The organism is Naasia lichenicola (genome assembly GCF_004801885.1).
In the GTDB taxonomy this organism is placed as follows: Bacteria; Actinomycetota; Actinomycetes; order Actinomycetales; family Microbacteriaceae; genus Naasia; species Naasia lichenicola.
The window spans coordinates 88,641-114,013 of sequence record NZ_SSSM01000006.1; the positions used below are offsets into that span (position 1 = coordinate 88,641).

Annotated in this window: 18 protein-coding genes and 2 riboswitches; of the genes, 10 read left to right on the forward strand and 8 right to left on the reverse strand. The window is 68.2% G+C overall.

Annotation, left to right across the window (positions count from 1 at the left end; translation table 11 throughout):
- Positions 1-24 precede the first annotated feature (24 nt).
- Entirely contained in the window at positions 25-957 is a 933-nt protein-coding gene (locus tag E6C64_RS16655; protein ID WP_136428818.1) for an SDR family oxidoreductase, read from the reverse strand.
- 198 nt (positions 958-1,155) lie between these two features.
- Positions 1,156-1,292: riboswitch (glycine riboswitch) on the forward strand.
- Position 1,293: 1 nt separating this feature from the next.
- Positions 1,294-1,404: riboswitch (glycine riboswitch) on the forward strand.
- Between the two features lie 94 nt (positions 1,405-1,498).
- Between E6C64_RS16655 and gcvT the strand changes: the two genes are divergently transcribed.
- From gcvT to gcvP, 3 genes are read left to right on the forward strand one after another with little or no spacing between them, the layout of a single operon-like run.
- Positions 1,499-2,713: a glycine cleavage system aminomethyltransferase GcvT gene (gene gcvT, locus E6C64_RS16660; RefSeq protein ID WP_136429297.1), complete on the forward strand. Its 1,215-nt coding sequence runs from the start codon at positions 1,499-1,501 to the stop codon at positions 2,711-2,713.
- A 1-nt stretch (position 2,714) separates the two neighbouring features.
- Positions 2,715-3,089 carry a glycine cleavage system protein GcvH gene (gene gcvH, locus E6C64_RS16665; protein ID WP_136428819.1) on the forward strand — a complete coding sequence of 125 codons (375 nt, stop codon included), beginning with the start codon at positions 2,715-2,717 and terminating at the stop codon, positions 3,087-3,089.
- Entirely contained in the window at positions 3,086-6,040 is a 2,955-nt protein-coding gene (gcvP, locus tag E6C64_RS16670) for an aminomethyl-transferring glycine dehydrogenase (protein WP_136428820.1), read from the forward strand. The genes gcvH and gcvP overlap by 4 nt, the downstream gene beginning before the upstream one ends.
- Before the next feature lie 172 nt (positions 6,041-6,212).
- Here gcvP and E6C64_RS16675 read toward each other — a convergent pair whose 3' ends face one another.
- A complete protein-coding gene (locus tag E6C64_RS16675; protein WP_136428821.1) occupies positions 6,213-7,028 on the reverse strand; it encodes a CPBP family intramembrane glutamic endopeptidase in 816 nt (271 codons plus the stop codon).
- 273 nt (positions 7,029-7,301) lie between these two features.
- On the opposite strand from E6C64_RS16675, the gene E6C64_RS16680 reads away from it, so the two are divergent.
- The 4 genes from E6C64_RS16680 (at position 7,302) to E6C64_RS16695 (ending at position 12,652) form a co-directional block, all read left to right on the forward strand.
- Positions 7,302-8,921, forward strand: a complete 1,620-nt coding sequence (locus tag E6C64_RS16680; RefSeq protein ID WP_136428822.1) for a peptide ABC transporter substrate-binding protein — start codon at positions 7,302-7,304, stop codon at positions 8,919-8,921.
- 110 nt (positions 8,922-9,031) lie between these two features.
- A complete protein-coding gene (locus E6C64_RS16685; protein ID WP_136428823.1) occupies positions 9,032-9,961 on the forward strand; it encodes an ABC transporter permease in 930 nt (309 codons plus the stop codon).
- A complete protein-coding gene (locus E6C64_RS16690; protein WP_136428824.1) occupies positions 9,951-10,916 on the forward strand; it encodes an ABC transporter permease in 966 nt (321 codons plus the stop codon). The genes E6C64_RS16685 and E6C64_RS16690 overlap by 11 nt, the downstream gene beginning before the upstream one ends.
- Positions 10,913-12,652 (forward strand): dipeptide ABC transporter ATP-binding protein, encoded by a 1,740-nt coding sequence (locus E6C64_RS16695; RefSeq protein ID WP_136428825.1) that lies wholly within the window; start codon positions 10,913-10,915, stop codon positions 12,650-12,652. Before E6C64_RS16690 ends, E6C64_RS16695 begins: the two co-directional genes overlap by 4 nt.
- 110 nt (positions 12,653-12,762) lie before the next feature.
- Here E6C64_RS16695 and E6C64_RS16700 read toward each other — a convergent pair whose 3' ends face one another.
- Genes E6C64_RS16700 through E6C64_RS16710 form a run of 3 tightly spaced genes read right to left on the reverse strand, consistent with a single transcriptional unit; the run spans position 12,763 to position 16,914 of the window.
- Complete coding sequence (locus E6C64_RS16700; protein ID WP_136428826.1) at positions 12,763-14,889, reverse strand: dipeptide ABC transporter ATP-binding protein; 2,127 nt, start codon at positions 14,887-14,889, stop codon at positions 12,763-12,765.
- Positions 14,886-15,920 (reverse strand): ABC transporter permease, encoded by a 1,035-nt coding sequence (locus E6C64_RS16705; protein ID WP_136428827.1) that lies wholly within the window; start codon positions 15,918-15,920, stop codon positions 14,886-14,888. The genes E6C64_RS16700 and E6C64_RS16705 overlap by 4 nt, the downstream gene beginning before the upstream one ends.
- Positions 15,921-15,927: 7 nt before the next feature.
- Positions 15,928-16,914: an ABC transporter permease gene (locus tag E6C64_RS16710; protein ID WP_136428828.1), complete on the reverse strand. Its 987-nt coding sequence runs from the start codon at positions 16,912-16,914 to the stop codon at positions 15,928-15,930.
- Between the two features lie 109 nt (positions 16,915-17,023).
- Between E6C64_RS16710 and E6C64_RS16715 the strand changes: the two genes are divergently transcribed.
- The 3 genes from E6C64_RS16715 to E6C64_RS16725 all read left to right on the forward strand — a co-directional run bounded on the left by E6C64_RS16715 (position 17,024) and on the right by E6C64_RS16725 (position 21,492).
- On the forward strand, positions 17,024-18,709 hold the full coding sequence (locus tag E6C64_RS16715; RefSeq protein ID WP_158437912.1) for an ABC transporter family substrate-binding protein: 1,686 nt from the start codon (positions 17,024-17,026) through the stop codon (positions 18,707-18,709).
- A gap of 236 nt (positions 18,710-18,945) precedes the next feature.
- Complete coding sequence (typA, locus tag E6C64_RS16720) at positions 18,946-20,859, forward strand: translational GTPase TypA (RefSeq protein WP_136428830.1); 1,914 nt, start codon at positions 18,946-18,948, stop codon at positions 20,857-20,859.
- A 129-nt stretch (positions 20,860-20,988) separates the two neighbouring features.
- Positions 20,989-21,492: a hypothetical protein gene (locus E6C64_RS16725; protein WP_136428831.1), complete on the forward strand. Its 504-nt coding sequence runs from the start codon at positions 20,989-20,991 to the stop codon at positions 21,490-21,492.
- A gap of 66 nt (positions 21,493-21,558) precedes the next feature.
- On the opposite strand, the gene efeB is transcribed toward E6C64_RS16725, so the two are convergent.
- The 3 genes from efeB to efeU form a co-directional block, all read right to left on the reverse strand.
- Positions 21,559-22,887, reverse strand: coding sequence for an iron uptake transporter deferrochelatase/peroxidase subunit (gene efeB, locus E6C64_RS16730; protein WP_136428832.1), 1,329 nt, complete (start codon positions 22,885-22,887; stop codon positions 21,559-21,561).
- 131 nt (positions 22,888-23,018) lie between these two features.
- Positions 23,019-24,230, reverse strand: a complete 1,212-nt coding sequence (gene efeO, locus E6C64_RS16735) for an iron uptake system protein EfeO (protein WP_136428833.1) — start codon at positions 24,228-24,230, stop codon at positions 23,019-23,021.
- 121 nt (positions 24,231-24,351) lie between these two features.
- Positions 24,352-25,203 carry an iron uptake transporter permease EfeU gene (efeU, locus tag E6C64_RS16745; RefSeq protein ID WP_136428834.1) on the reverse strand — a complete coding sequence of 284 codons (852 nt, stop codon included), beginning with the start codon at positions 25,201-25,203 and terminating at the stop codon, positions 24,352-24,354.
- Between the last annotated feature and the right edge of the window lie 170 nt (positions 25,204-25,373).

Below are 25,373 nucleotides of genomic sequence, written 5' to 3' on the forward strand. Positions count from 1 at the left end.
CTGCCGGCGAAGGATCGAGGCGTCCTACGCGACGAGCGCGTCTGCAGGAACGGCGGTGCCGGTGAGGTCCTCGGCGACGGACCACAGCGAGGTCGCGAGGTCGACCCCGCGCGCCGACCGGGGAAGGGACTGACGCGTGACGCGTCCGACGAGGTTGAACTTCTCGCCCGGACCGTAGTAGCCGCCCTGGCTGACGACCGGACTCGTCGCCGCGAAGAGCAGCGGATCGGTGCCGTGCTCCACATCCTGCGACGGGAGGATCGGCGTCTCCCCGCTGATCAGGCTCTTGCGCGGGGTCTCTCGCCCGAGGTTCATCCCCGCCGACTGCAGATTGGTCCGCGTGAAGCCGGGATGGGCGATGGTGCTGATCAGGTCCCAGCGGTTCTCGACGGCGAGCGTCGCCAGCTGCTTGCCCATCAGCATGTCCGCCAGCTTCGACTGGGCATATGCGGTCCACGGGTTGTAGGAGTGCACGGCCTGCAGATCCCTGAAGCGGATGCGGCCGAAGTTGGCGACGAAGCTCGACATCGTGGTCACCCGAGGGCTGTTCCCGGCCAGCACCAGGGGGAGCAGCAGGTTGGTCAGCGCGAACGGGCCGAGGAAGTTGCTGCCGAACTGCAGCTCGAAGCCGTCGGTCGTCGTCATCCGTGACGGCACCGCCATCACGCCTGCGTTGTTGATGAGCACGTCGATCGGATCGCCCTGGCTGTGCAGCTCTGCCGCGAACGAGCCGACGCTGTCGAGATCAGCGAGATCTAGCCGGCGCACCTCGAGTGAGGCATGGGGGAACTCCGCCAGGATCTCCGCTCGAGCCCTCTCGCCCTTCTCGGGCGTTCGGACCGCCATGATCACATGCGCACCCGCTGCGGACAGGCGCTTAGCCGCCTCCCTGCCGGTGCCGCTGTTGGATCCGGTGATGACGATGCGGCGGCCGGTCTGATCGGGGACGGTGTACATCTGGCCGACAGTACGCACCGAGTCTGGGTGCCGCCGCCAGCTTTCGGGTGAGCCGACGGTGTGCGGCCTGAAGCCGGCGTCCGAGACGCCTCGGCGTAACCCGGTCGAAACGTGCCGCGCGCTAGGCTCCCAGAACGAGCCGCACGGCTCGCGAGATCCGCAGGTGCACCTCGTCTGCACAACTGAACATCGGGCCACAGGACCGACGCGGGAGAGTCCGGACGCACGCACAGTGTCGCAAGCACGGTGTCGCAAGCACAGTGCGAGCTGATCCGGACGCCGAAGGAGCAAACCTCCCCGTCAATCTCTCAGGTAATAGGTACCGCGACGGACCGGCCACTCTGGAAAGCAGGCGTGCTCACCGCGCCTCGCCCACGGTGAAAGCGCCGCCCGCTCGCGAGAGCGGGTGCGGCGCGAAACTCTCAGGCGCCATGACAGAGGGGGAGTTCTCACCGACGCGCGCCTCTCGGCGCCGATTCCTGGAGACGAACTCGTGACCGACGCACCCATCGAACCACCCGCCGGGGCGGCTGCCGCCTCGATGCCCGAGGACGCGACGCCGAACGGCGGCGCCCCTGAGGACGCAGCGCCTCGCTTCTCGCCCCTGCACGACCGACATGTCGCCCTCGGGGCGACCTTCACCGACTTCGCCGGCTGGCAGATGCCGGTCCGCTACTCGAGCGACCTGGCCGAGCACCATGCGGTGCGCGCCGCCGCCGGGCTCTTCGACCTCTCCCACATGGGCGAGATCCTCGTGGTCGGCGTTCAGGCCGCGAACGCCCTCGACTACGCGCTCTCGGGCCGGATGTCCGCGCTCGCCGATCGGCAGGCGAAGTACACGCTGATGCTCGACGACGACGGAGGCATCGTCGACGACCTGATCGTCTATCGCAACGGACCCGACCGCTATCTGGTCGTGGCGAACGCGTCCAATCGAGAGGCGGTCGCCGAGGCCCTTCGCGTGCGGGCCGAGGATTTCGACGCGGTCGTGGAGGACGAGAGCGACGACATCGGGCTCATCGCGATCCAGGGCCCGAAGTCCCTCGAGATCCTCGCCGAGCTCGAGGGGCTCGATCTGCATGCGAGCGCTCCCGAGGCGGCATCGCCGGGGGAGGCGCTCGAAGCGCTGAACTACTACCGCTCGATCCCGGGCGAGTATCTCGGCCGGCGCATCCTCGTCGCGCGCACCGGCTACACCGGCGAGGACGGCTTCGAGCTCTACACCTCACCCGAAGCGCTGCCCGCGCTGTGGGATGCCCTGCTCGAGACCGGCGCCGGCTCGGGGCTCGTGCCCGCCGGACTGGCGAGCCGCGACACGCTGCGGCTCGAGGCGGGCATGCCCCTCTACGGCCACGAGCTGAGCGCCGCCATCCAGCCCGGGCAGGCCGGTCTCGGTCGCACGGTGACCATGGACAAGCCGTCGGACTTCGTCGGTCGCGGCGCGCTGGAAGCCGAGGCGGTCATCGCCCTCGAGCACGGTCGCGCCGACGACTACCGCGTCCTCGTCGGCATCGAGGCAACCGGTCGCCGAGCTGCGCGCGCCGGCTATCCGATCCATGCCACCGCGTCAGGTGACGACGTGGTGGGCGAGGTCACCAGCGGGGCGCTGTCTCCGACCCTCGGCCATCCCATCGCGATGGCATTCGTGAGCCCCGGATGGAGCGCGCCCGGCACCCCTCTGTTCCTGGACGTCCGAGGCACCCGCATTCCGGCGACCATCGTCGCCCTCCCCTTCTACCAGCGAAAGGCGCAGTGACATGTCCCGCGAAGACGAGCTGAAGTACACCACCGAGCACGAGTGGATCGAGGCGGCCGACTCCGTCGCGACCGTGGGGATCACGAGCTACGCCGCCGGCAAGCTGGGCGATGTCGTCTACGTCGACCTGCCCGCGGTCGGCACGGTCGTCGAGGCGGGCCGCGTCATCGGCGAGATCGAGTCGACGAAGTCGGTCGGTGAGCTGTACGCGCCGGTCAGCGGCACCATCACCGAGGTCAACGACGCCGTCGTCGACTCGCCCGAGCTGGTGAACAGCGACCCACTGGGGGAGGGCTGGCTGGTCAAGGTGGAGTACGTCGAGCTGCCGAGCCTGCTCGAGCTCGCGGAGTACACCGCGTTCACGGCCGAGTCATGACCATCGACTCCGTGCTGCCGGCCCCGAGCCCAGCCGTGGGGCAGGGGACTCGTCATCCGACCTACGGACCGTCCGCCTTCGGTCGGCGGCACATCGGCCCCGACGGGGTCGAGCAGAGGCGGATGCTCTCTGCGGTCGGATATCGGAGCATCGACGAGCTGCTCGGCGCCGCCGTGCCCGCCGGCATCCAGGTCGGCGAGATCGATTCGGTGATCCCGCCCGCCGCGACGGAATCGGAGGCGATCGCCGAGCTGCGCGCGCTGGCGAGCCGCAACACGGTGCGCCGATCGATGATCGGCCTCGGCTACCACGACACGATCACCCCCGCCGTGATCAAGCGGAACGTCCTCGAGAACCCCAGCTGGTACACGGCGTACACGCCCTACCAGCCCGAGATCTCGCAGGGCCGGCTCGAGGCGCTGCTCAACTTCCAGACGATGGTCGCCGACCTGACCGGCCTCAGCACCGCGAACGCGTCGATGCTCGACGAGTCGACCGCCGTCGTCGAGGGGATGCTGCTGGCCCGTCGGGCCTCCAAGAGCGCGTCGCCCCGGTTCGTGGTCGACTCCGACGCGCTGCCGCAGAGCGCCGCGCTGCTCGCGCACCGGGCGCAGGCCGTGGGGATCGAGCTCATCACCGTCGACCTCGCGCGCGAGCCGCTGCCGGGCGGCGACTTCTTCGGCGTCCTGATCCAGTACCCGGGTGCCTCGGGTGCGGTCTGGGATCCCTCCGCCGTCATCGCCGCCGCGAAGGAGGCGGGCGCCGTCGTCGTGGTCGCCGCGGATCTGCTCGCGCTGACTCTGCTGACCTCACCTGGCGAGCTGGGCGCCGACGTGGCGGTCGGCACCTCGCAGCGCTTCGGCGTGCCGATGGGGTTCGGCGGACCGCATGCCGGCTACATGGCCGTGCGCGCTGGACTCGAGCGCCAGCTGCCGGGCCGGCTCGTCGGTGTCAGCCAGGACGCCGCCGGTCAGCCCGCGTATCGGCTCAGCCTGCAGGCGCGCGAGCAGCACATCCGCCGCGAGAAGGCGACCAGCAACATCTGCACCGCGCAGGTGCTGCTCGCCGTCATGGCCGGCATGTACGCCGTCTACCACGGACCCGACGGGCTCAGGTGGATCGCGCAGACCGTGCACGCGGCTGCCCGCGCGACCGCAGACGAACTGAGCGCGGCCGGCTTCGAGGTTCTCACCCGCCACTTCTTCGACACCTTCCAGGTGCGAGTGGACGATTCCGACGCCACCATCGCCCGACTCCGGGGCTATGGCATCCTGCTGCGCCGGGTGGACGAGACGACCGTCGGAGTAGCGCTCGACGAGGTCTCGTCCGCAGACCCGATGATCTCTTCGATGCTGGCACATGCCTTCACCCACGATGCGGGCGCCGCGTTCGGGATGCATGGCTATGGCGCGCCCACCCGAGAAATCGAGCCGGCGTCTCTGCGGCGGACCTCGAGCTATCTCACCCATCCCATCTTCAACACGCACCACTCCGAGACGGGGATGATGCGCTACCTCAAGTACCTCGCCGACCTCGACTATGCACTCGACCGCGGGATGATCCCGCTGGGCTCCTGCACGATGAAGCTCAACGCGGCCACCGAGATGGAGGCCGTCAGCTGGCCCGAGTTCGCGCGGATACATCCGTTCGCGCCCGCGGAGGACGTGCAGGGCTACCTCGCACTGATCGGCCAGCTCGAATCGTGGCTCGCCGAGGTCACCGGCTACGACGCCGTCTCGCTGCAGCCGAACGCCGGCAGTCAGGGCGAGCTGGCCGGGCTGCTCGCCATCCGCGGCTTCCACCTCGCGAACGGCGACGCCCAGCGCCTGGTCTGCCTCATCCCGTCCAGCGCGCACGGCACCAACGCCGCGTCGGCCGTGCTGGCGGGCATGAAGGTCGTCGTCGTCGCCTGCGATGAGCTCGGCAATGTCGACCTCGACGATCTGCACGCCAAGATCGCGGCGCACGCCGACGACCTCGCCGCGCTGATGATCACCTACCCCTCCACCCACGGCGTCTACGAGCACGAGGTGCGCGCCATCACCGAGGCCGTGCACGACGCCGGCGGCCAGGTCTACGTCGACGGAGCCAACCTCAACGCCCTGCTCGGCTTCGCGCGGTTCGGCGACTTCGGCGGCGACGTCTCGCACCTCAACCTGCACAAGACGTTCTGCATCCCGCACGGCGGAGGCGGGCCCGGGGTCGGCCCGGTGGCGGCGAAGGCGCACCTCGCGCCATTCCTGCCCGGCCACGCCCAGTCGCAGCGCGGAGCGGACGAGTTCACCGGTGGGCCGGTCTCCGCGGCGCCCTTCGGGTCGCCGAGCATCCTGCCGATCAGCTGGGCCTACGTACGGATGATGGGCGCCGATGGACTCCGTGAGGCCACCGGCGCGGCGGTGCTCGCCGCCAACTACGTCGCGGTGCGCCTCAGCGAGCACTATCCGGTGCTCTACAAGGGTGACAACGGTCTGGTCGCGCACGAGTGCATCCTCGACCTCCGCCCGCTCACGGCCGCGACGGGCGTCTCCGTCGACGACGTCGCGAAGCGGCTCATCGACTACGGCTTCCATGCGCCGACGATGTCCTTCCCGGTGCCGGGCACACTGATGGTCGAGCCCACCGAGAGCGAGGACCTCGCCGAGATCGACCGGTTCATCGACGCGATGGTCGCGATCAAGCTCGAGGCGGATGGCGTGGCGGCCGGGGAGTGGCCTCTCGAGGACAATCCGCTGCGGAACGCCCCGCACACCGCGCAGGCCATCGCCGTCGACGAGTGGGCCCATCCGTACAGCAGGGAGCTGGCGGTCTATCCCGGCGCCGTCTCGTCGGATGCGTCAGTGCGCACGATGCGGATCCGCGGCAAGTACTGGCCCCCGGTGCGGAGGATCGATCAGGCATACGGCGACCGCAACCTGGTCTGCAGCTGCCCACCCCCGGAGGCCTTCGCCTGAGGCCGCCCGCACCTCCGTTGGTCGAGGAGGCCGTTCACGGCCGTCTCGAGACCGCGTACGTCGATCCGAGGGTTGGAGCGTGGCTGCGCCTCCGGATCGACTCACCCGGTCTCGAGACGCGCCGTAGACGTCGCTCCTCGACCAACGGAAGTGGGCCGGGTGCTCTCGAGCTTCAGCTGAGCAGGGCCGGGAACCACATCCGGAGCAGCGGGTACCCCACGAAGCTGACGACGTCGAGGATGAAGTGGGTGATGACCAGCGGCATCGTCCGACCCCACTTCGTGTAGACCCAGCCGAACAGCACCCCCATCGCCGCGTTGCCGACGAACGCACCGACGCCCTGATAGAGGTGGTAGCTCCCGCGGAGCAGCGCGCTCGCCACGATGATCGCCCAGGTGCGCCAGCCGAATTCGCGCAGGCGGGTGAAGAGGTAGCCGACGACGATGACCTCCTCCACGAGGGCGGCCCGCAGTGCGGACAGGATGAGGACCGGGATCGACCACCAGTAGGCGCCCAGCCCGTTCGTCGAGAGATCGACGGTGATGCCGAGCAGCCGGCCGAGCAGGAAGACCCCGATGCCCGGGATGCCGATGATCGGCACGAGCAGCAGCCCGACGCCGAGGTCGAAGCGGGGACGCCGCCTGTCCAGTCCGAACCGGGCGAAGGGGGACAGCCCCGGCGGCCACAGCAGATACAGCGCGAGCGCGACAGGAGCGAGACCGAAGGCGAAGGCGAGCAGCTGGTAGACGAGGTCGAAGGCCTCCTGCGTGCTCAGGGATGGATTGATGCTCGCCGTCTGATCCGAGATCGGCGTCGAGGCGACCACCAGGTCGACCAGATCGTGCACGAACGCGACCAGTGCGTACACCGCAGAGGCGCCAAGGCTCAGTGCGAGGACGATCGCGATCTCGACCCGCAGCCGTCGACGGGCCGCCGGTCCGATCTCGGGCTGCAGGTCGGAGAGGTCGTTCGGCGGAGGGGTGGTCATGAGCGCGGTGGACCTCGCTGTGCGGGAGATGTCTTGACGATTGAAATACGCGCGACGTGCGCGTGCGCGCCGGATATCGTCAACGCGACGGGTAGGGATGCAACTTCCTTGTGTCAACGCAAGCATTCGCGAAGTTGGTTTCTAGGAGGTAACGATATTTACCCTCGATTTTCACCCCTCGGGATGCCCGCCTAGGGTACTGGTAGCCGGTGCGTCCGGGGCATACCTGCATGCCTCCGCACCTATCTCTCTGCATATCAGGAGGAACACACAGTGAAGTTCAGAAAACTCGGGTTGGGAGCAGTCGCGCTGGCATCAGCATCGGTGCTGCTGCTCGCGGCCTGCTCGTCGGGTGACACCGGAGCCACGAGCTCCTCGGGTGCCTCGGGCAGCGCCAGCTACATCACCGCGAACGGCTCGGAGCCGAGCGGCCCGCTGCTCACCACCAACATCAACGAGACCGGTGGTGGAAAGGTCATCGACAACCTGTACGCCGGCCTCATCTACTACGACGCCGACGGCGCCCCCGTCAACGACATGGCGGAGTCGATCACCACCGACGACAACGTCACCTTCACGATCAAGGTCGCCGAGGGCAACACCTTCACCAACGGCGAAGACGTCACCGCGAAGTCCTTCGTGGATGCCTGGCAGTACGGCGCCCTGCTCTCCAACGCGCAGCTCAACTCGTACTTCTTCGAGCCCATCGCGGGCTTCAGCTACGACGAGGACAGCCCTCTCGACATCACCATCGTCGACGACTACACCTTCACCGTGGTGCTGAACGCCCCGACCGCGGACTTCCCGCTGCGTCTCGGCTACTCGGCCTTCTACCCGCTGCCGTCCGTCGCCTACGACGACATCGACGCCTACGGCGAGGCCCCGATCGGCAACGGCCCGTACATGCTCGACGGTGACGACGCGTGGCAGCACGACGTGCAGATCACCCTCAAGAAGAACCCGGACTACACCGGTGGCCGCGCCCCGCAGAACGACGGACTCGTCCTGAAGTTCTACGCGAGCGAGGACAGCGCCTACTCCGACCTCCTCTCGGACAACCTCGATGTCCTCGATGTGATCCCGTCCGCATCGCTCACCTCGTTCGAGTCCGACCTCGGAGACCGCGCCTTCAACCAGCCGGCCGCCATCTTCCAGTCGTTCACCATCCCCAGCCGCCTGCCGCACTTCTCGGGTCCTGAGGGTGAGCTGCGACGCGCGGCCATCTCCCACGCGATCGACCGCGAGTCGATCACGAAGACGATCTTCAACGACACCCGCACGCCGGCTCACGACTTCACGTCGCCGGTCATCGACGGGTACTCCGAGGACATCACGGGATCGGACGTGCTCGACTACGACGAGGACCTCGCCAAGTCGCTGTGGGCCCAGGCCGACGCGATCGCACCGTGGGACGGCACCTTCGAGATCGCCTACAACGCCGACTCCAGCCACAAGGACTGGGTCGACGCGACGGCGAACAGCATCAAGAACGTGCTCGGCATCGACGCGGTCGGCACTGCCGTCCCGACGTTCGACCAGTTCCGCACCGAGATCACGGACCGCAGCATCCAGTCCGCGTTCCGCACCGGATGGCAGGCCGACTACCCCGGTCTGTTCAACTTCCTCGGCCCGATCTACGCGACCAACGCGGGCTCGAACGACGGCGACTACTCGAACCCCGCGTTCGATGCGCTCCTCGCTCAGGGCTCGGCCGCAGGATCGGTCGATGAGGCCAACACGTACTTCCAGCAGGCGCAGGAGATCCTCTTCAAGGACCTCCCCGCGATCCCGCTCTGGTACGCGACGGTCCAGGGTGGACACAGCACCCTGGTGGACAACGTGGCCATCGACTGGCACTCCGTGCCGCTGTACTACCAGATCACCAAGAAGTAGTGATCGACCGTGTGGGGCGGCAGCTTCGGCTGTCGCCCCACACGCGTGAGTGCACGAGAATCACAGGTATCCCGTGATCGATCACGGGGCGCGATGAAGACGAGGTAACGGTGGCGTTCTACATCCTCCGGAGGTTGCTGCAGGCGATCCCGGTACTGCTGGGGGCTACGTTCCTCATCTACTTCATGGTCTTCGCCATGCCCGGCAACCCGGCGCTGGCGCTGTTCGGAGAGCGCACCCCGAACCCGGCCGTGCTCGCTCAGGTCGAGGCGCGCTATCACCTCGACCAGCCGTTCATCGTCCAGTACCTCTACTACCTGGGCAACGTGTTCCGGCTCGACTTCGGAACGTCCTTCTCCGGTCAGCCGATCGGCGAGACGCTCCTGCGGACCTTCCCGGTGACCGCACGCCTCGCGGCGCTCGCCATCCTCTTCGAGATGATCATCGGCCTCGCGGTGGGGCTGTGGAGCGGCCTGCGCAAGGGCGGCGTCTTCGACTCGGTCACCCTCGTCATCAGCCTCGTGCTCATCTCGGTGCCGATCTTCGTCCTCTGCTTCCTCGGCCAGTTCTTCCTCGGCTACAAGCTCGGCTGGTTCCGCAGCACCGTGAGCGCGGGTGCTCCCATCCAGGACCTGATACTCCCGGCGCTGATACTCGCGTTCTCGCTGGTGGCCTTCAACATCCGGCTCACCCGCTCCTCGGTCATCGAGACGGCAGGCAACGACTTCGTGCGCACCGCCTACAGCAAGGGTCTTCGCCGGAGCCGCGTCATCCCCGTGCACATCCTGCGCAACTCGCTCATCCCGGTGACCACGAACCTCGGAGCCGACTTCGGCATCCTGCTCGTCGGCGCGACGGTGACCGAGGGCATCTTCAACGTGCCAGGGGTCGGCAACACCCTCTACAAGGCCATCGTCATCGGAGAGCGGCCGACCGTGGTCTCCTTCGTCACCGTGATGGTGCTGCTGTATCTGGTCGTCAACATCCTGATCGACCTCCTGTACGCCGTGCTCGACCCGAGGATCCGCTATGTCAAGTGATCAGAAGGCGCCGACGGTGCTCTCTCCCGACCATTACGTCGCCGCACTCGACGAGTCGCCTATCAGCGGTGTCGACGTCGTCAGCCTCGACGAGAAGCCGAGCAACCTCTACATCGATGCGTGGCGGGACCTCCGTCGCCGCCCGATGTTCTGGATCTCGAGCGCGCTCATCATCTTCGTGATCTTCGTGGCGCTCTTCCCGGGCGTCTTCACGAACACCCCGCCGAACGACGAGTGCTTCCTGTCGAACAGCCTCGGCGCACCGACCGCCGGGCACCCCCTGGGCTTCACCAAGCAGGGCTGCGACATCTACTCGCGGATCCTGCACGGCACATCGACCTCGCTGTCGGTCGGCCTCATCGTGATCGCGCTCAGCTCGATCACCGGCATCATCATGGGAGCCTTCGCCGGCTTCTACGGCGGCTGGGTCGACACAGTGCTGTCGCGCATCGGCGACATCTTCTTCTCGATCCCCTACATCCTCGCGGCCATCGTCGTCATGTCGGTGCTCTCGGAGCACCGCAACGTGTGGGTGATCTCGCTCGCCATCGGGGCATTCACCTGGCCGTCGACGGCTCGGGTCCTGCGATCCGAGATCCTGCGGGTGAAGAACGCCGACTTCGTGACCGCGGCGACGGCGATCGGACTCTCGCGGTTCCGCATCCTCGTGAGGCACGTGCTGCCCAACTCCATCGCGCCCGTGATCGTGGTCACGACGCTGTCGCTCGCGGCGGCCATCGTGGCCGAGGCGACCCTGTCGTTCCTCGGCGTCGGCCTGCCCAGCACGTTCATGTCGTGGGGCAACGACATCTCCACCGCCCAGGTGGACATCCGCACCGCACCCCAGACGCTCATCTACCCGTCCCTGGCGCTGACCATCACCGTGCTGAGCTTCATCCTCCTGGGTGAGGCGCTGCGCGACGCGCTCGACCCGAAGGCGAGGGCGCTCCGATGAACGCAGCCGCAGCGAGTACCGCCGACGCACCCCTCCTGCAGGTGCGCAACCTGCACGTCGGGTTCCGCACCCAGAACGGCGTCGTCAAGGCGCTCAACGGCGTCGACCTCACCCTCCACGAGGGCGAGACGGTGGCGATCGTGGGGGAGTCGGGTTCCGGCAAGTCGACGACCGCGGCCGCGATCATCAACCTGCTGCCCGGCAGCGGCCAGATCACCGAGGGCGAGGTGCTCTTCCAGGGCCGGGATCTCGCGAAGGCGTCGCCTCGCGAGCTCGAGGACATCCGCGGGCGCCTCATCGGCTACGTGCCGCAGGACCCGATGAGCAACCTCAACCCGGTCTGGAGCATCGGCTTCCAGGTCGAGGAGACGATCCGGGCCAACGGCCTCGCGACGGGGAAGAAGGAGGTCAGGGCCAAGGCGATCGAGGTGCTCGAGCAGGCCGGCCTCGCCGACGCGGACCAGCGTCTGCGACAGTTCCCGCACCAGTTCTCGGGCGGCATGCGCCAGCGCGTGCTGATCGGCATCGGCCTGGCTGCGAGCCCCCGGCTGCTCATCGCCGACGAGCCGACCTCAGCGCTCGACGTCACCGTGCAGCGCAGGATCCTCGACCACCTGGCCACCCTCACCGAGGACGCCGGCACCGCGGTCATCTTCATCACCCACGACCTCGGCCTCGCCGCCGAGCGGGCCAAGAAGCTCATCGTGATGTACAAGGGCAAGATCGTCGAGTCGGGCCCGTCCGTCGAGATCCTGCAGAACCCGCAGCACCCGTACACGCAGCGGCTGATCGCTGCGGCGCCGAGCCTCGCCTCCCGCAGGATCGCGTTCAGCGGCCAGGAGCTCGGCTCGATCGAGCACGTCGCGGCCAACGAGTCCGACAAGGTCGACCTGATCACCGCCGCCGAGCGGCGGGTGGAGAACCTCGACGCGAAGCCGTCGGAGTCGGTCATCGTGGTCGACCATCTGACCAAGAACTTCAAGATCCGTCAGGGAGGGTTCCGCAGCACGGAGTTCACGGCCGTCGACGACGTCTCCTTCTCGATCGCCAAGGGCACCACGATGGCGCTGGTGGGGGAGTCGGGCTCCGGCAAGTCCACCGTGGCCAAGCTGCTGCTCAAGCTCGAGGACGCGACCAGCGGCACGATCACCATCAACGGCACCGACGTCGCCTCCCTCAAGGGGCGCGCGCTGCTGAACCTGCGCAGCCGCATGCAGCCGGTGTTCCAGGATCCCTACGGCACGCTCGACCCGCTGCACAACATCGGCAACACGATCGCTGAGCCGCTCAAGACGCATGGCGTCGGCACCCGCAACGAGCGCCGCGATCGGGTCTTCGAGCTGCTGGATCAGGTGTCGCTGCCACGGGTCATCGCCGGCCGCTACCCGAACGAGCTCTCGGGCGGCCAGCGTCAGCGCGTCGCCATCGCGCGGGCGCTCGCGCTCAAGCCCGAAATCGTCATCCTCGATGAGGCGGTCTCCGCACTCGACGTGCTGGTCCAGGCCCAGATCCTGCGCCTGCTCGCCGACCTGCAGGGCGAGCTCGGACTGACCTATCTGTTCATCACCCATGACCTCGCGGTCGTGCGGGTGATCGCCGACAACGTCTGCGTGATGCAGCGGGGCAGGATCGTCGAGGCGGCGACCACCGACGAGGTCTTCGACAACCCGAAGCAGGCCTACACCCGAGAGCTGCTCGACGCCATCCCCGGCGCCGGCATCCAGATGGGCGTCTGACCGACAGCAACCTCGCGGATCAGGCCCGGTGCCTGCATTCGCGCGCGGATCAGGTCTCCATGACCTGATCCGCGCGGTCGAGCCCGATCCGCGCGTGCCAGAGGGCGGACTCAGATCGGATCGACGTCCACGGGCCAGTGGCAGGCGGCCGTGTGATCGGTGCCGACGCGCCAGTGCGGCTCGGGCAGCGGCACGACCTCCACGCACTTCGTGCGACGGGTCTCGTCGAGCATTGCGAACACCTGGCAGCGGCCGCGGAACCGGCACCCGGTCTGGCGGGTGGTCGCGCTCGGCGGATCACCCTGGACCAGGATGCGCTCGCGGCTGCGCTCCTTGACCGGATCCGGGATCGGAACGGCGGAGAGCAGCGCCTGGGTGTAGGGATGCAGCGGGTGCTCGAAGATCTCCTCCACACTGCCCGTCTCCACCGTCCGCCCGAGGTACATCACCGAGGCGCGGTCGGCGATGTAGCGGATGACCGACAGGTCGTGCGAGACGAAGAGATAGGACAGGCCGAGGCGGGCGCGCAGCTCGGCCAGCAGATTGAGCACTCCGGCCTGGATCGAGACGTCGAGCGCGGAGACCGGCTCGTCCAGAACGATCAGCCGTGGCTCGACGGCAAGGGCGCGCGCGATCGAGATTCGCTGGCGCTGGCCGCCCGAGAACTCGTGCGGGAAGAGTCCGCCCCGGTTCGGATCGAGTCCCACCAGCGACATCAGCTCGGGGACGCGGGCATCGATCTGCTCCGTGGAGCGACCGGCGGCACGCAGCGGCTCGGCGATGACCTCGGCGACCGGCATGCGGGGATCGAGACTCGCCATCGGGTCCTGGAAGACGATCGAGACGTCGGAGCGCAGTGACTTGCGCGCGGCTCGGCTCGACCCGAGCTCGGCGAACGGCTTGCCGAGCAGCTCGATGCTGCCCGCCTCGGGTGGGAGCAGATTCATGATTTCGGTGAGGGTCGTGCTCTTGCCCGACCCGGACTCGCCGACCAGCCCCAGGGTCTCGCCGGCGCGGATGTCGAGATCGACGCCGTCCACCGCCCAGACCGTGCCGACCCGCCGCTTGAAGACCGCCCCGCCGGTGAGCGGGAAGGTCTTCACCAGGCCGTCGACATGCAGGACGACCTCGCGCTCGTCGCGGGGGACGCGATCCAGGGCGGCGATCGTCACCTCGGGGGTGGGGAAGACGTCGCGCGGGGTGGCGCTGCGCTCGACGATCTCCTCGGAGCGGATGCAAGCCGCCGTGTGGGATTCGTCCGGGTCGCCGGGCAGCGCACGTAGGGCGGGCTCCGCCGCGCGGCAGGCGGGGATCACCATGGGACAGCGATCTGCGAACGGGCATCCGCCCGAGTACTCGAGCAGGGACGGGGGAGTGCCGGGGATGGGGACGAGCGCCTCGTGCACGCTCTGGTCGAGCCGGGGAACGGCTCCGATCAGACCCAGCGAGTAGGGCATCCGCGGCTGCGCGAACAGCTCGTCGACGGTCGCCGTCTCGACCACGCGTCCGGCGTACATCACGGCCACGCGGTCCGCGAAGCCGGCGATGACGCCCAGGTCGTGGCTGACGAAGATCAGCGCGGCCCCGGTCTCCCGCTGGGCGGTGCGCAGCACCTCGATGATCTGGGCCTGGATGGTGACGTCGAGGGCCGTCGTCGGCTCGTCGGCGAGGATCACGTCCGGGTCGTTGGCGATCGCCATCGCGATCATCGCCCGCTGGCGCATGCCGCCCGACAGCTCGTGCGGGAAGGCGCGCACCCGCCGCTCGGCGTCGGGGATGCCCACGATCTTCAGCAGCTCGACCGCCCGTTCCGTCGCCTGCTGCTTGCTCACCTTGCGGTGGGCGAGCACCGTCTCCGCGATCTGGTCGCCGATCGTGTAGACGGGCGTGAAGGCGGACAGCGGATCCTGGAAGACCATCGCGATCTTGGCCCCGCGGAGGCCGCTGAGGCGCTTGTCGGTGGCGCCGACCAATTCGGTTCCGCCGAGCCGGATCGATCCGCCCACGACAGCGGTCGGGGCGAGCAGCCCCATGATGGCGGTGGCCGTGACCGACTTGCCGGATCCCGATTCGCCGACGATTCCGAGCACCTCGCCGCGGCGGAGCGTGAGGTCGATGCCGCGGACGGCCTTCACCACGCCGTTGGGCGTCGGGAAGCCGACCGTGAGGTTCTCGACCTCGAGGACGACCTCGCCGATCTCGACCCCGCTGAACGAGCTCGCCATCGCCGCGGTCATCGCGCGGTTCCGATCTCAGGAGCGGCGGCGGGGGTGGACGTCCGTGCGCTGTCGGCCGCTGCCCTGCCGCGGCGGCGGGCGGAGCGGGACATCCGCTTGCCGGCGACCGAGGTCGGGTCGAACGCGTCGCGCAGGCCGTCGCCCAGGAGGTTCGCCGCCAGGGCGAAGAGCACGAGGCCCGCCGCGGAGAAGTAGAACAGCCACGGCGAGGTGAGGGCCGCGTTCTGATTGGCCGCGATGAGGGTGCCGAGGGAGACATCGGGGGCCTGGACGCCGAAGCCGAAGTACGACAGGCTCGCCTCGCCCAGCACGGCGCCGCCGACCGCGATGGTGGCGTCGATGATCAGGAACGACGCGACGTTCGGCAGGATGTGCCGGGAGATGATCGCCAGGCTGCCGATCCCCATGTACTGGGCGGCGCGCACGTACTCGCGCTCCTTGATCGACAGCGTCATCGACCGGATCACCCGAGCCGTCACCATCCAGCTGAACGCCGCGAGGAGCACGACGAGCACGATCCAGCCGTACTCCTTGAGGCGGGGCGACAGGATCGCGATGATCAGGAACGACGGCAGCACGAGCAGCACGTCGACGACGAGCATGATGATCCGGTCGGCCCGGCCGCCGAAGTAGCCGGCCGCAGCGCCGAGGAACCCGGCCACCGCCGTGCTGAACAGGGCGACCAGCAGTCCGATGAGCAGCGACTTCTGCATGCCGCGCGCGGTCTGGGTGAAGACGTCCTGACCGATGTTGTTCGTGCCGAACCAGTGCAGGGCGCTGGGCGGCTTGCGCAGCGCGGTGTAGTCCAGCTCCGAGTAGCTCCAGCCGCTGATCAGCGGGCCGATGAAGGCGAACGCGAAGAGCAGGATCAGCACCACGACCCCGAACGCGGCTCCGCGGTTCGAGAAGACCCGGCCGATGAGGATCCCGGCTCGGCCACCTCGTGCCCGCTTCAGCTGACGGTCGTTGCCGAGCGGCGGGAGCAGGGTTGGCTCGGCCTCGGTGATCTCGGTGTTGGATGAGAAGGTCATCTCGCTCCTAGCGGGCGGCGCGCACGCGCGGGTCCAGGGCGGCGTTAGCGATGTCGGCCAGGAACCCGGCCAGCAGCACCACCACGGCGGCGAACAGTGAATACGCGGTGACGACGTTGACGTCGTTGGCCTGCACGCCCTCGATGAACCAGGCGCCCAGTCCGTTCCAGCCGAAGATCTTCTCCGTGAACGTCGCCCCGAGGAAGATCCCGAGGAAGCCGTATGCGAAGAGCGTGGTCATCGGGATCAGCGCGGTCCGCAGGCCGTGCTTCAGCGTCGCGCGGGTCCGGGACAGCCCCTTCGCGCGAGCGGTGCGGATGTAGTCCGATCCGAGCACGTCGAGCATCGTGGCGCGCTGGTAGCGGCTGTAGATCGCAATGGAGCCGATCGCGATCGAGATCGTGGGCAGCAGCAGGTGGACGGCCCGGTCGCCGAGCGCCTCCCAGAGGGTGCCCTGGAAGCCCGCCGTCGCCTCGCCCGTGTAGTTGATCAGCTGGATCCCGAGCGCCTGATTGAGGCCCGTCGCGCCGATCTTCAGCAGCACGGCGCTGAGGAAGACGGGCGTCGAGAGCAGCACGAAGGACAGGATGGTCGACACGCGATCCGACAGTCGGTACTGCCGGAGCGCGTTCCAGAAGCCGAGCAGGACGCCGAGGACGGTGCCGAGGATCGAGCCGATGATCAGCAGTCGCAGGCTGATCCCGAGGCGCACCCAGAACTCGTTGTCGATCTCCTTGCGCGTCACGGTGAGCCCGAGATCGCCGGTGAAGGTCTTGCCCGCCCAGGTGAGGTAGCGACCGATCAGCGGATCGTGATCGTTGACGCCGATCTGGCTGAGCTGGGTGTCGATGACCGAGGCCGGAGGGCGGGGATTGCGCGACTCGTAGGTCAGTCGGGGATTGAACGACAGGGACGCGAGCAGATAGGTCAGCGACGTCGCGATGAAGACCAGCACCGCGTAATACACCAGACGCTTCGCCAGGTAGCGCACCATGCAGTCACCCTATGCATGCACGAGCATGCTCCCTAATCGCTGTGTTTCGAATTGGTAAATCCTCAGGATGCCCCCATTCCAGGCGCCCCAACCCGCATATCGTGACTCTATGCACAGCATGCAAAAAATCCGGCGCCGCACCGCGCCCGCCCTGATCGCCGGCGTCGTCGGCATCGCCCTCGCTCTGACCGGCTGCACCTCAGGAGGCGAGGCCACCCCCGAGGTGACCAAGCAGCCGCTCGACCCCGCAGGCGACGTCAACCCGATGGACGCCGCGGACGTCCCGCAGGGCGGTGAGCTGCGCTTCCCGCTCGACTCCCTGCCGACCAACTGGAACTACGGGCAGGTGGACGGCGCTCTCGACGACGCATCGATCATCGAGCAGGCGATCATGCTCAAGACCTTCAACATCGGACTCGACGGAGCTCCCGCGCTCAACACGGATCTGCTCGACTCCGCCGAGGCGGTCAGCGAGGACCCGCTCGTCATCGAGTACAAGATCAATCCCGACGCGGTCTGGAGCGACGGCGTGCCGATCACCGCAGCCGACTTCAAGGCCCAGTGGACCGCCCAGAACGGCACGAACGAGGAGTACCTGATCGGCGACCCGACGGGCTACAACTCGATCGGCTCCGTCGAGCAGGGCACCGACCCGAAGGACGTCGTCGTCACCTATGCGACGCCGTTCTCCGACTGGAAGTCGCTCTTCTCGCCGCTCTACCCGGCCAGCCAGATCTCGACGCCCGAAGCGTTCAACACCGGATACGCCGACGCGATCCCGGTGACCGCCGGCCCGTTCAAGCTCGAGAAGCTCGACACCTCCGCCCGCACGGTCTCGATCGTGCCCGATGAGAACTGGTGGGGCGACGCACCCAAGCTCGACCGGGTGATCTTCATCGCGCTCGACGGCGACGCGGACATCGACGCCTACCTCAACAACGAGATCGACCTCGTCTCCGCCGGATCCAGCGACCGCTACGAGCGCATCGCCACCGCGGACGACACGGACATCCGCGCGGCACCGTCGGCGTCGTACTCGCACATCGACTTCAGCTCGTCGGGCATCCTCGCCGACGAGAAGATCCGCCAGGCCCTCCAGCACGCGATCAACCGCCAGTCGATCGCCGACGTGCTCGTCGGAACCCTGCCCTTCGAGACCTCGCTGCTCGGCAACCACATCTTCCTCGGCACCGACTCGGGCTACGTCGACAACTCGTCGCCCGCGGCGGACTTCGACCCTGATGCCGCGAAGAAGATCCTCGAGGACGACGGCTGGACCGGAGACGGAGCGGTCCGCTCAAAGGACGGCGCTGACCTCGAGGTCTCGATGACCATCCCGGCCGGCATCCCGACCTCGAACCAGATCGCCCAGGTCGTGCAGGCCCAGCTCGCGGATGTCGGCGTCAAGCTGAGCATCGACGAGGTGGACGTCGACTCGTTCTTCAGCGACTACATCACCCCCGGCGCGTTCGACATGACCGTGTTCTCGTGGGTGGGCACCGGCTACTATGCGGCAGGAGCGAGCATCTTCAGCACCGACCCGCAGAGCCAGAACTACGGGCGGATCGGCACGTCGGACATCGACGACCTGCTCGGCCAGGTCGTGCAGATCCCCGACGCCGACGAGGCGAACGCGATGTGGAACGACATCGACGAGCAGGTCTGGGAGGAGGGGCACTCGCTGCCCATCATCCAGTCGCCGCGCGTGATCGCGATCGACCCCAAGATCGTCAACTACGGCGCCCGCCCGGGAGCCGCTGACATCGACTGGAAGATCGTCGGCTTCAGCAAGTAGCCCGCAGCATCAGCAGCAGAGGGGCCGGACGCCGCACGGTGTCCGGCCCTTCGGCGTACTCGGCGCGGGCGATCTGGAGCCCGAGTTCCGCGCCTCGAGGTCCGGATGCATCGCCGACCGCCGATGGGAGCCGACAGGGTACACTGGAACAGCTGGGGCCGTGTCGCGCCCTTCAGCCAGACGCTGTCGGTCATCGGATCAGACGCGGCGCCCTCTCTTTCTAAGGAAGTCCCTCCATGGCACAAGCCGTGCGCTCAGACCTGCGCAATGTGGCCATCGTGGCCCACGTCGACCATGGCAAGACGACTCTCGTCGACGCCATGCTCAAGCAGACGGGGTCGTTCCACGATCACGATCACCACGAAGAGCGCGCCATGGACTCGAATGAGCTCGAGCGCGAAAAGGGCATCACGATCCTCGCGAAGAACACCGCGGTGTCCTACAAGGGCAAGCACGCGACGGACGGCCCGATCACCATCAACGTGATCGACACCCCCGGCCACGCCGACTTCGGCGGCGAGGTCGAGCGCGGCCTGTCCATGGTCGACGGCGTCGTGCTGCTGGTCGACGCGAGCGAGGGTCCGCTGCCGCAGACCCGCTTCGTGCTGCGCAAGGCGCTCGAGTCCAAGCTCCCCGTCATCCTCCTGGTCAACAAGACCGACCGTCCCGACGCGCGCATCGACGAGGTCGTCGAGGAGTCGCACGACCTGCTGCTCGGCCTCGCGTCCGACATGGCCGACGACGTGCCCGACCTCGACCTCGATTCGATCCTCGACGTCCCCGTCGTCTACGCGTCAGGCCGCAACGGCGCCGCGAGCTGGAACAAGCCCGAGAACGGCTCGCTGCCCGACAACGACGACCTCGAGCCCCTCTTCGACGCGATCCTCAAGCACATCCCCGCGCCGACCTACGACGACGAGCACCCCCTGCAGGCGCACGTCACCAACCTCGACGCATCGCCGTTCCTCGGCCGCCTCGCCCTGCTGCGTGTCTTCAACGGCACCATCAAGAAGGGCCAGACCGTCGCCTGGGTCAAGCACGACGGCTCCGTCGCGAACGTCCGGGTCACCGAGCTGCTGATCACGAAGGCGCTCGAGCGCTTCCCGACCGAGTCCGCGGGCCCCGGCGACATCGTCGCGGTCGCCGGCTTCGAGGACATCACCATCGGCGAGACCCTGGCCGACCCCAACGACGTGCGACCGCTGCCGACCATCACGGTCGACGACCCGGCCATCTCGATGACGGTCGGCACCAACACCAGTCCGCTGATCGGCAAGATCAAGGGCCACAAGCTGACCGCCCGCATGGTCAAGGACCGCCTCGACCGCGAGCTCGTCGGAAACGTCTCGGTCAAGCTGGTCGACATCGGCCGCCCCGACGCCTGGGAGGTCCAGGGCCGTGGCGAGCTCGCGCTGGCGATCCTCGTCGAGCAGATGCGACGCGAGGGCTTTGAGCTCACGGTCGGCAAGCCGCAGGTGGTCACCAAGCGCGTCGACGGCAAGGTCCACGAGCCGTACGAGCACCTGACCATCGACTCTCCCGAGGAGCACCTCGGCGCGATCACCCAGCTGCTCGCCGCCCGAAAGGGTCGGATGGAGAGCATGAGCAACCACGGCACCGGCTGGGTGCGCATGGAGTTCATCGTCCCGTCGCGCGGCCTGATCGGCTTCCGCACCGACTTCCTCACCATCACCCGCGGCGCGGGCATCGCCAACGCCGTCTCGCACGGCTACGAGCCGTGGGCCGGCGAGATCGTCACCCGCACCAACGGCTCGATCGTCGCCGACCGTGCCGGTGTCGCCACCCCGTTCGCCATGACAGCCCTGCAGGAGCGCATGTCGTTCTTCGTCGAGCCGACCCAGGAGGTCTACGAGGGCATGGTCGTCGGCGAGAACTCGCGGGCCGATGACATGGACGTGAACATCACCAAGGAGAAGCAGCTCACCAACATGCGCCAGTCGACGTCCGACGTCTTCGAGCGCATGACCCCGTCGCGCAAGCTGACGCTCGAGCAGTGCCTCGAGTTCGCCCGCGACGACGAGTGCGTCGAGGTCACGCCCGAGTTCGTCCGCATCCGCAAGGTGGAGCTCGACTCCAACGCCCGCGCCCGCGCGACCAGCCGCCTGAAGAAGCAGAACGCCCCCGCCTGACCTCTGCCACACGGCCTCGAATTGCCACCTTCGGCTCCGAAACTCCGGTTTTGAGAGCCGAAGGTGGCAATTCGTCGTTGTGGGAGTGGGACGTTGAGCGCCGTCGAGTGCGCTTGTAGGGTGTGCGCCATGTCGATCCGCACGCACGCCTCCGCCTCTCCGTCGACCGCGCAGGGTCGGCGCTCGCGGCTGCGCGTGCTGCTGGCGCTCCTCGCCGTCGTGCTCCTCGTTCCCTCGCTCGCGGCGTGCTCCAGCAATCCGGTCGGCGACTTCGTCAGCGACGCGACTGGAGGAGGGGTCGATCTCGCGGGTGACAAGTTGCCGTCCGACTTCCCGACGGCGGTGCCGGTGATCGAGGGAGATGTCATCGCGGGCATCGGGCTGGGGGAGGACGACGCCAAGGTCTGGAACGTCACCATCCGCTCCGCGTCGACCGATGCCGTGAAGGACGCCGTCGTCGCGAAGTTCACCGACGCGGGCTGGACCGAGGGCGCGCCCATCCAGACGGACAACGGAGTCGTCTACACCGACGGCACCTACACGGCCGTGGTGATCGTGATAGAGGACGGCGGCAAGTGGACCGTCAACTACATCGTCGGCAAGGACGCCTCAGCGGTCGAGAACGCGGCCTGACCGATCGAGATGCCACTTTCCGTCCCCAAACCTCCGGAATGGGGACGGAAAGTGGCATCTCGATCTTTAAGCGAAGAGGGTCTCGCCGACCCAGCCGCCCGCACGCGCGCCCGGCGGGACCGCGAAGAGGGCCGATCCGACGTGCTTGATGTACTCGTTGAGCGCGTCGGATGACAGGCTGCGCTGCACGGTGATGAACTGCTCGGGCGAGCGCTGGAAGCTGATGAAGAACAGTCCCGCGTCGAGTCGGCCGAGCTCGTCGTTGCCGGCGACGTAGTTGTAGCCGCGTCGGAGCAGCCGGGCGCCGCCGTTGTTGTCCGGGTGCGCGAGGCGCACGTGCGCATCGGCGGGGACGGCCGGATCGCCCGTGGCCAGCTTGGCGCCGAAGTCGATCGCCGTGAACTCGGTGCCGCCCGACAGGGGCGCGCCCTCGCCCTTGTCCCGGCCGATCACGTTCTCCTGCTCCTGCAGCTGTGTGCGGTCCCAGGTCTCGATGATCATCCGGATCTTGCGCGCCACGAGGTACGAGCCGCCCGCCATCCAGGCTGGTCCGTCGTCGGAGCCCACCCAGATGTGCTCGTCGACCGCCTTCGTCTCTTCGGCCTTGACGTTCTGCGTTCCGTCCTTGAAGCCGAAGAGATTGCGCGCCGTCGCCTGCGTCGTGGACGTCGACGAGGTCCGCCCGAATCCGAGCTCCGACCAGCGGATCGCGGCGCGGCCGAACGCGATCCGGCTGAGGTTGCGGATGGCATGCACGGCGACCTGCGGATCGTCGGCGCAGGCCTGGATGCACAGGTCTCCACCCGTCGCGCCGGGCAGCAGCGCATCGCCGGAGAAGCGGGGGAGCGGTTCGAGCAGGGCGGGCTTCGATGCCGCCAGTCCGAAGCGATCCGTGCCGTCCGCGGCGGTGAAGAGGCTCGGCCCGAAGCCGATCGTGATGGTGAGACCGCTCGCGGGCAGGCCGATCGCCTCACCGGTGTCCTGCGGTGGGGCGAGGAGCGATCCGCCTGTCGCGCCCGTCTCGCCCACCTCGAGACCCTGGGTCATCCGCGCCGCGGCTGCCGACCACTCCTGCAGGAGTGCGATGAGGTCGTCGGGGGAGGCGCCGGCCGCCATGTCGTAGACGGCGAAGTGCAGGCGATCCTGCGACGGCGTCACGATGCCCGCCTGGTGCGTGCCGAAGAAGTCGTAGGTGCGCGAGGTGCCCTGGGTGCCGAAGCTGCCGACCGCCGCGGCGGCGCCCACTCCACCGCCGGCGCCGACTGCCACGCCGGCAGCGCCGACGCCGATCAGCCCGAAGAGGCCGCGGCGACTGACACCCGGCTTGGAGACGGGCTCAGCGGTCGTCCCGTCGACGGCCTCCGTCTCGGCTGCAGTGTCAGGCTTCTTGGTCATCACAGGCATTCTGTTTCACGGATCCGGGGATTGCCCCCGAAGTCCGGTCCAGACAGGGTCGAGATGCCCCCATCAGGCGGGATTCCCCGGATCGGTGCGACATCTCCTGATCCGTGCAGATGGGCAGGCGCTCAGCCGAGCACCGTCGAGGTCAGGTTGGACAGGGGCTCCGCGAGGGCGTTGACCTGGTCGGAGAGCACCTTGCGCTGCGCGTCGGTGACCGTGTCGTAGGACACGAACCCGGCGTCGAGCGATCCGTACTCGGCGAGTGCCGCGTCGAGGGCGTCGAACTCGCCCTGGATCTCCGTCACGAGTGCGGCTCCGTCATCGCCGGACGCCGCGGCGATCGCCTTGACGTTGCCGAACGCGACCTCGGCGCCCTGCACATTGGCGGCGAAGTCGTAGAGGTCGCTGTGGCTCCACCAGTCCTCCTCGCCGCTGATCTTGCCGACGGCGACCTCGTCGAGCAGGGCGATGGCGCCGTTCGAGATGTCGCCCAGGGTGACCGAGAAGTCGGATGCGTAGACCAGGTCGTAGAGGTCCTGGACATCGGCGACGAGGCCGTCGGCGTACGCTGTCCGCTCCTGCGTGGTGGACGGAGCCCAATCGAGGAACGCGTCGGTGCCATCGGAGTTCAGGTCGCCTGCTGCCGGCGGCCAGAGGTCCTTCTCGATGCGGTGGAAGCCGGTCCAGTCGAGGCCCTCGGCGACGGCGTCGACCTCTCGGTAGTCGATCTTCGGGTCCAGGTCGCCGAATGCCTCGGCGGTCGGCTCGATGCGCTCGTAGAAGACGCGGGTCGTCGCGAACAGCTCGCGGGCGGTGTCGTCGTCACCGTTCTTGTACGCCTCGGCGAAAGCGGCGACGGCGGGCACCAGCTCTCCTGCCTGCGACTTGATGTAGGAGACGTAGTTGGTGACGGCCTCATCGAGCCTGGCCTGCTCGTCGCCGGACAGCGCCTGGCTCTCGCCGGTCACGGTGAACTCGGCGAGGCCGATGGGGGAGCCGACCTGCTGGAACTTGCAGGCCGTGTAGTAGGTGCCGGGCTCGAGCTGGGCGACGTAGGAGACGGTCTGCCCGGGGGTGACGTTCTCCTTCTCGCCGACGATGCGCAGCTTGTCCTCGGCGAGGATCTCGAACTCGTTGACGTCGGAGCCGGTGTTGTTGAGCTCGAAGGTGACGGCTCCGGCGGCGCTGGTCGAGACGGAGACGTCGCAGGCATTGTCGGCGATGGCCACGCTGAGCGCGTCGCTTCCGGCAGGGTTGTTGGCGACGCAGCCGGTGAGCGCGATGGCCACGATGGCCGCCCCGCTCAGGGCTGCGGGGATGCGGGAGCGCAGGGTCATGGTGGGCTGTGCCTCGGTTCTGTCAGATCGGTGCTGGGTCGACGCGATCGTGCTGTGGATCGGTGCTGGGGCTGGGGCTGGGGCTCGGGGCTCGGGGCTGCGGGGGAGGGGCGCAGGCGGATCAGGCGGCCTGCCGCGCATCGACCGGGAGGGCCGCGACGGTGACGGGCCGGCGGAGGAGGGCGCGTGAGAGGAACAGCGCCCCGACCACGACCAGGTAGAGCAGCCAGGCGGTGACCTGCGCCCAGGTCGGCTCGGGCGTGAAGTTGAACAGCCCCTGCAGCAGCGTCCCGTACCAGCTGGAGGGGGGGATGACGGCGGCGAGGCTGAAAGCCTGCTGGCCGAAGCCGGGGAGCACACCGGCCTCCTGCAGATCGCCGATGCCGTAGAGCAGGACCCCGGCCGCGACGATGATCAGGAATCCGCCGGTCCAGGTGAAGAAGCGGCCGAGGTTGATCCGCAGCGATCCGCGGTAGATCAGGTACGCGATGGCCGAGGAGGTCAGGATGCCGAGCAGTGCCGCCACCGTGCCGGCGACTGCCGACCCGGTCGAGGCGACGGTCGCCCAGATGAAGAGGGCCGTCTCGACGCCCTCTCGGCCCACGCTGACCATGCCGAGGATGACGATGCCGATCCCGGAGCCCGCGACCGCGAGGTCGAGGCGAGACTGAAGCTCGCCCTTCAGGCTCCGCGCGTGCGAGGCCATCCAGAAGATCATCCAGGTGACGAGGCCGACGGCCAGGATGGAGAGGCCGCCGCCGAGGATCTCCTGCGCCTGGAAGCTGAGGCCGTAGGGGCCCCAGGTGAGGATGGCCCCCGTCCCGAGCGAGACGAGCACGGCGACGCCGATGCCGATCCACAGCCTCGGCGCGAGGTCGCGCCGGTCGAGCTTGCGCAGGTAGGCGAACAGGATGCCGACGATGAGTCCGGCCTCGAGTCCTTCGCGCAGCCCGATGAGGTAGTTAGCCAGCATGAGGGGAGAGCCGTTCAGAAGAGGTGGGGCAGCCGACGACATTGGTAAGGCTTGCCTAAGCGGTTCGATGCTAGCCGGGCATTCTCGTGCTGTCCACCGGTGCGGAGCGATCGTCAGCAACCGCGCGGCTGCCGCCTCCAGAGTCCGGGACGGTCGGCTGGCTACAATCC

Excerpts from the sequence above, each read along its gene's own strand:
- E6C64_RS16655 (WP_136428818.1), bottom strand. The coding sequence starts at position 957 with ATGTACACCGTCCCCGATCAGACCGGCCGCCGCATCGTCATCACCGGA.
- gcvT (WP_136429297.1), top strand. The coding sequence starts at position 1,499 with ATGCCCGAGGACGCGACGCCGAACGGCGGCGCCCCTGAGGACGCAGCG.
- gcvH (WP_136428819.1), top strand. The coding sequence starts at position 2,715 with ATGTCCCGCGAAGACGAGCTGAAGTACACCACCGAGCACGAGTGGATC.
- gcvP (WP_136428820.1), top strand. The coding sequence starts at position 3,086 with ATGACCATCGACTCCGTGCTGCCGGCCCCGAGCCCAGCCGTGGGGCAG.
- E6C64_RS16675 (WP_136428821.1), bottom strand. The coding sequence starts at position 7,028 with ATGACCACCCCTCCGCCGAACGACCTCTCCGACCTGCAGCCCGAGATC.
- E6C64_RS16690 (WP_136428824.1), top strand. The coding sequence starts at position 9,951 with ATGTCAAGTGATCAGAAGGCGCCGACGGTGCTCTCTCCCGACCATTAC.
- E6C64_RS16695 (WP_136428825.1), top strand. The coding sequence starts at position 10,913 with ATGAACGCAGCCGCAGCGAGTACCGCCGACGCACCCCTCCTGCAGGTG.
- E6C64_RS16700 (WP_136428826.1), bottom strand. The coding sequence starts at position 14,889 with ATGACCGCGGCGATGGCGAGCTCGTTCAGCGGGGTCGAGATCGGCGAG.
- E6C64_RS16705 (WP_136428827.1), bottom strand. The coding sequence starts at position 15,920 with ATGACCTTCTCATCCAACACCGAGATCACCGAGGCCGAGCCAACCCTG.
- E6C64_RS16710 (WP_136428828.1), bottom strand. The coding sequence starts at position 16,914 with ATGGTGCGCTACCTGGCGAAGCGTCTGGTGTATTACGCGGTGCTGGTC.
- E6C64_RS16715 (WP_158437912.1), top strand. The coding sequence starts at position 17,024 with ATGCACAGCATGCAAAAAATCCGGCGCCGCACCGCGCCCGCCCTGATC.
- typA (WP_136428830.1), top strand. The coding sequence starts at position 18,946 with ATGGCACAAGCCGTGCGCTCAGACCTGCGCAATGTGGCCATCGTGGCC.
- E6C64_RS16725 (WP_136428831.1), top strand. The coding sequence starts at position 20,989 with ATGTCGATCCGCACGCACGCCTCCGCCTCTCCGTCGACCGCGCAGGGT.
- efeB (WP_136428832.1), bottom strand. The coding sequence starts at position 22,887 with ATGACCAAGAAGCCTGACACTGCAGCCGAGACGGAGGCCGTCGACGGG.
- efeO (WP_136428833.1), bottom strand. The coding sequence starts at position 24,230 with ATGACCCTGCGCTCCCGCATCCCCGCAGCCCTGAGCGGGGCGGCCATC.
- efeU (WP_136428834.1), bottom strand. The coding sequence starts at position 25,203 with ATGCTGGCTAACTACCTCATCGGGCTGCGCGAAGGACTCGAGGCCGGA.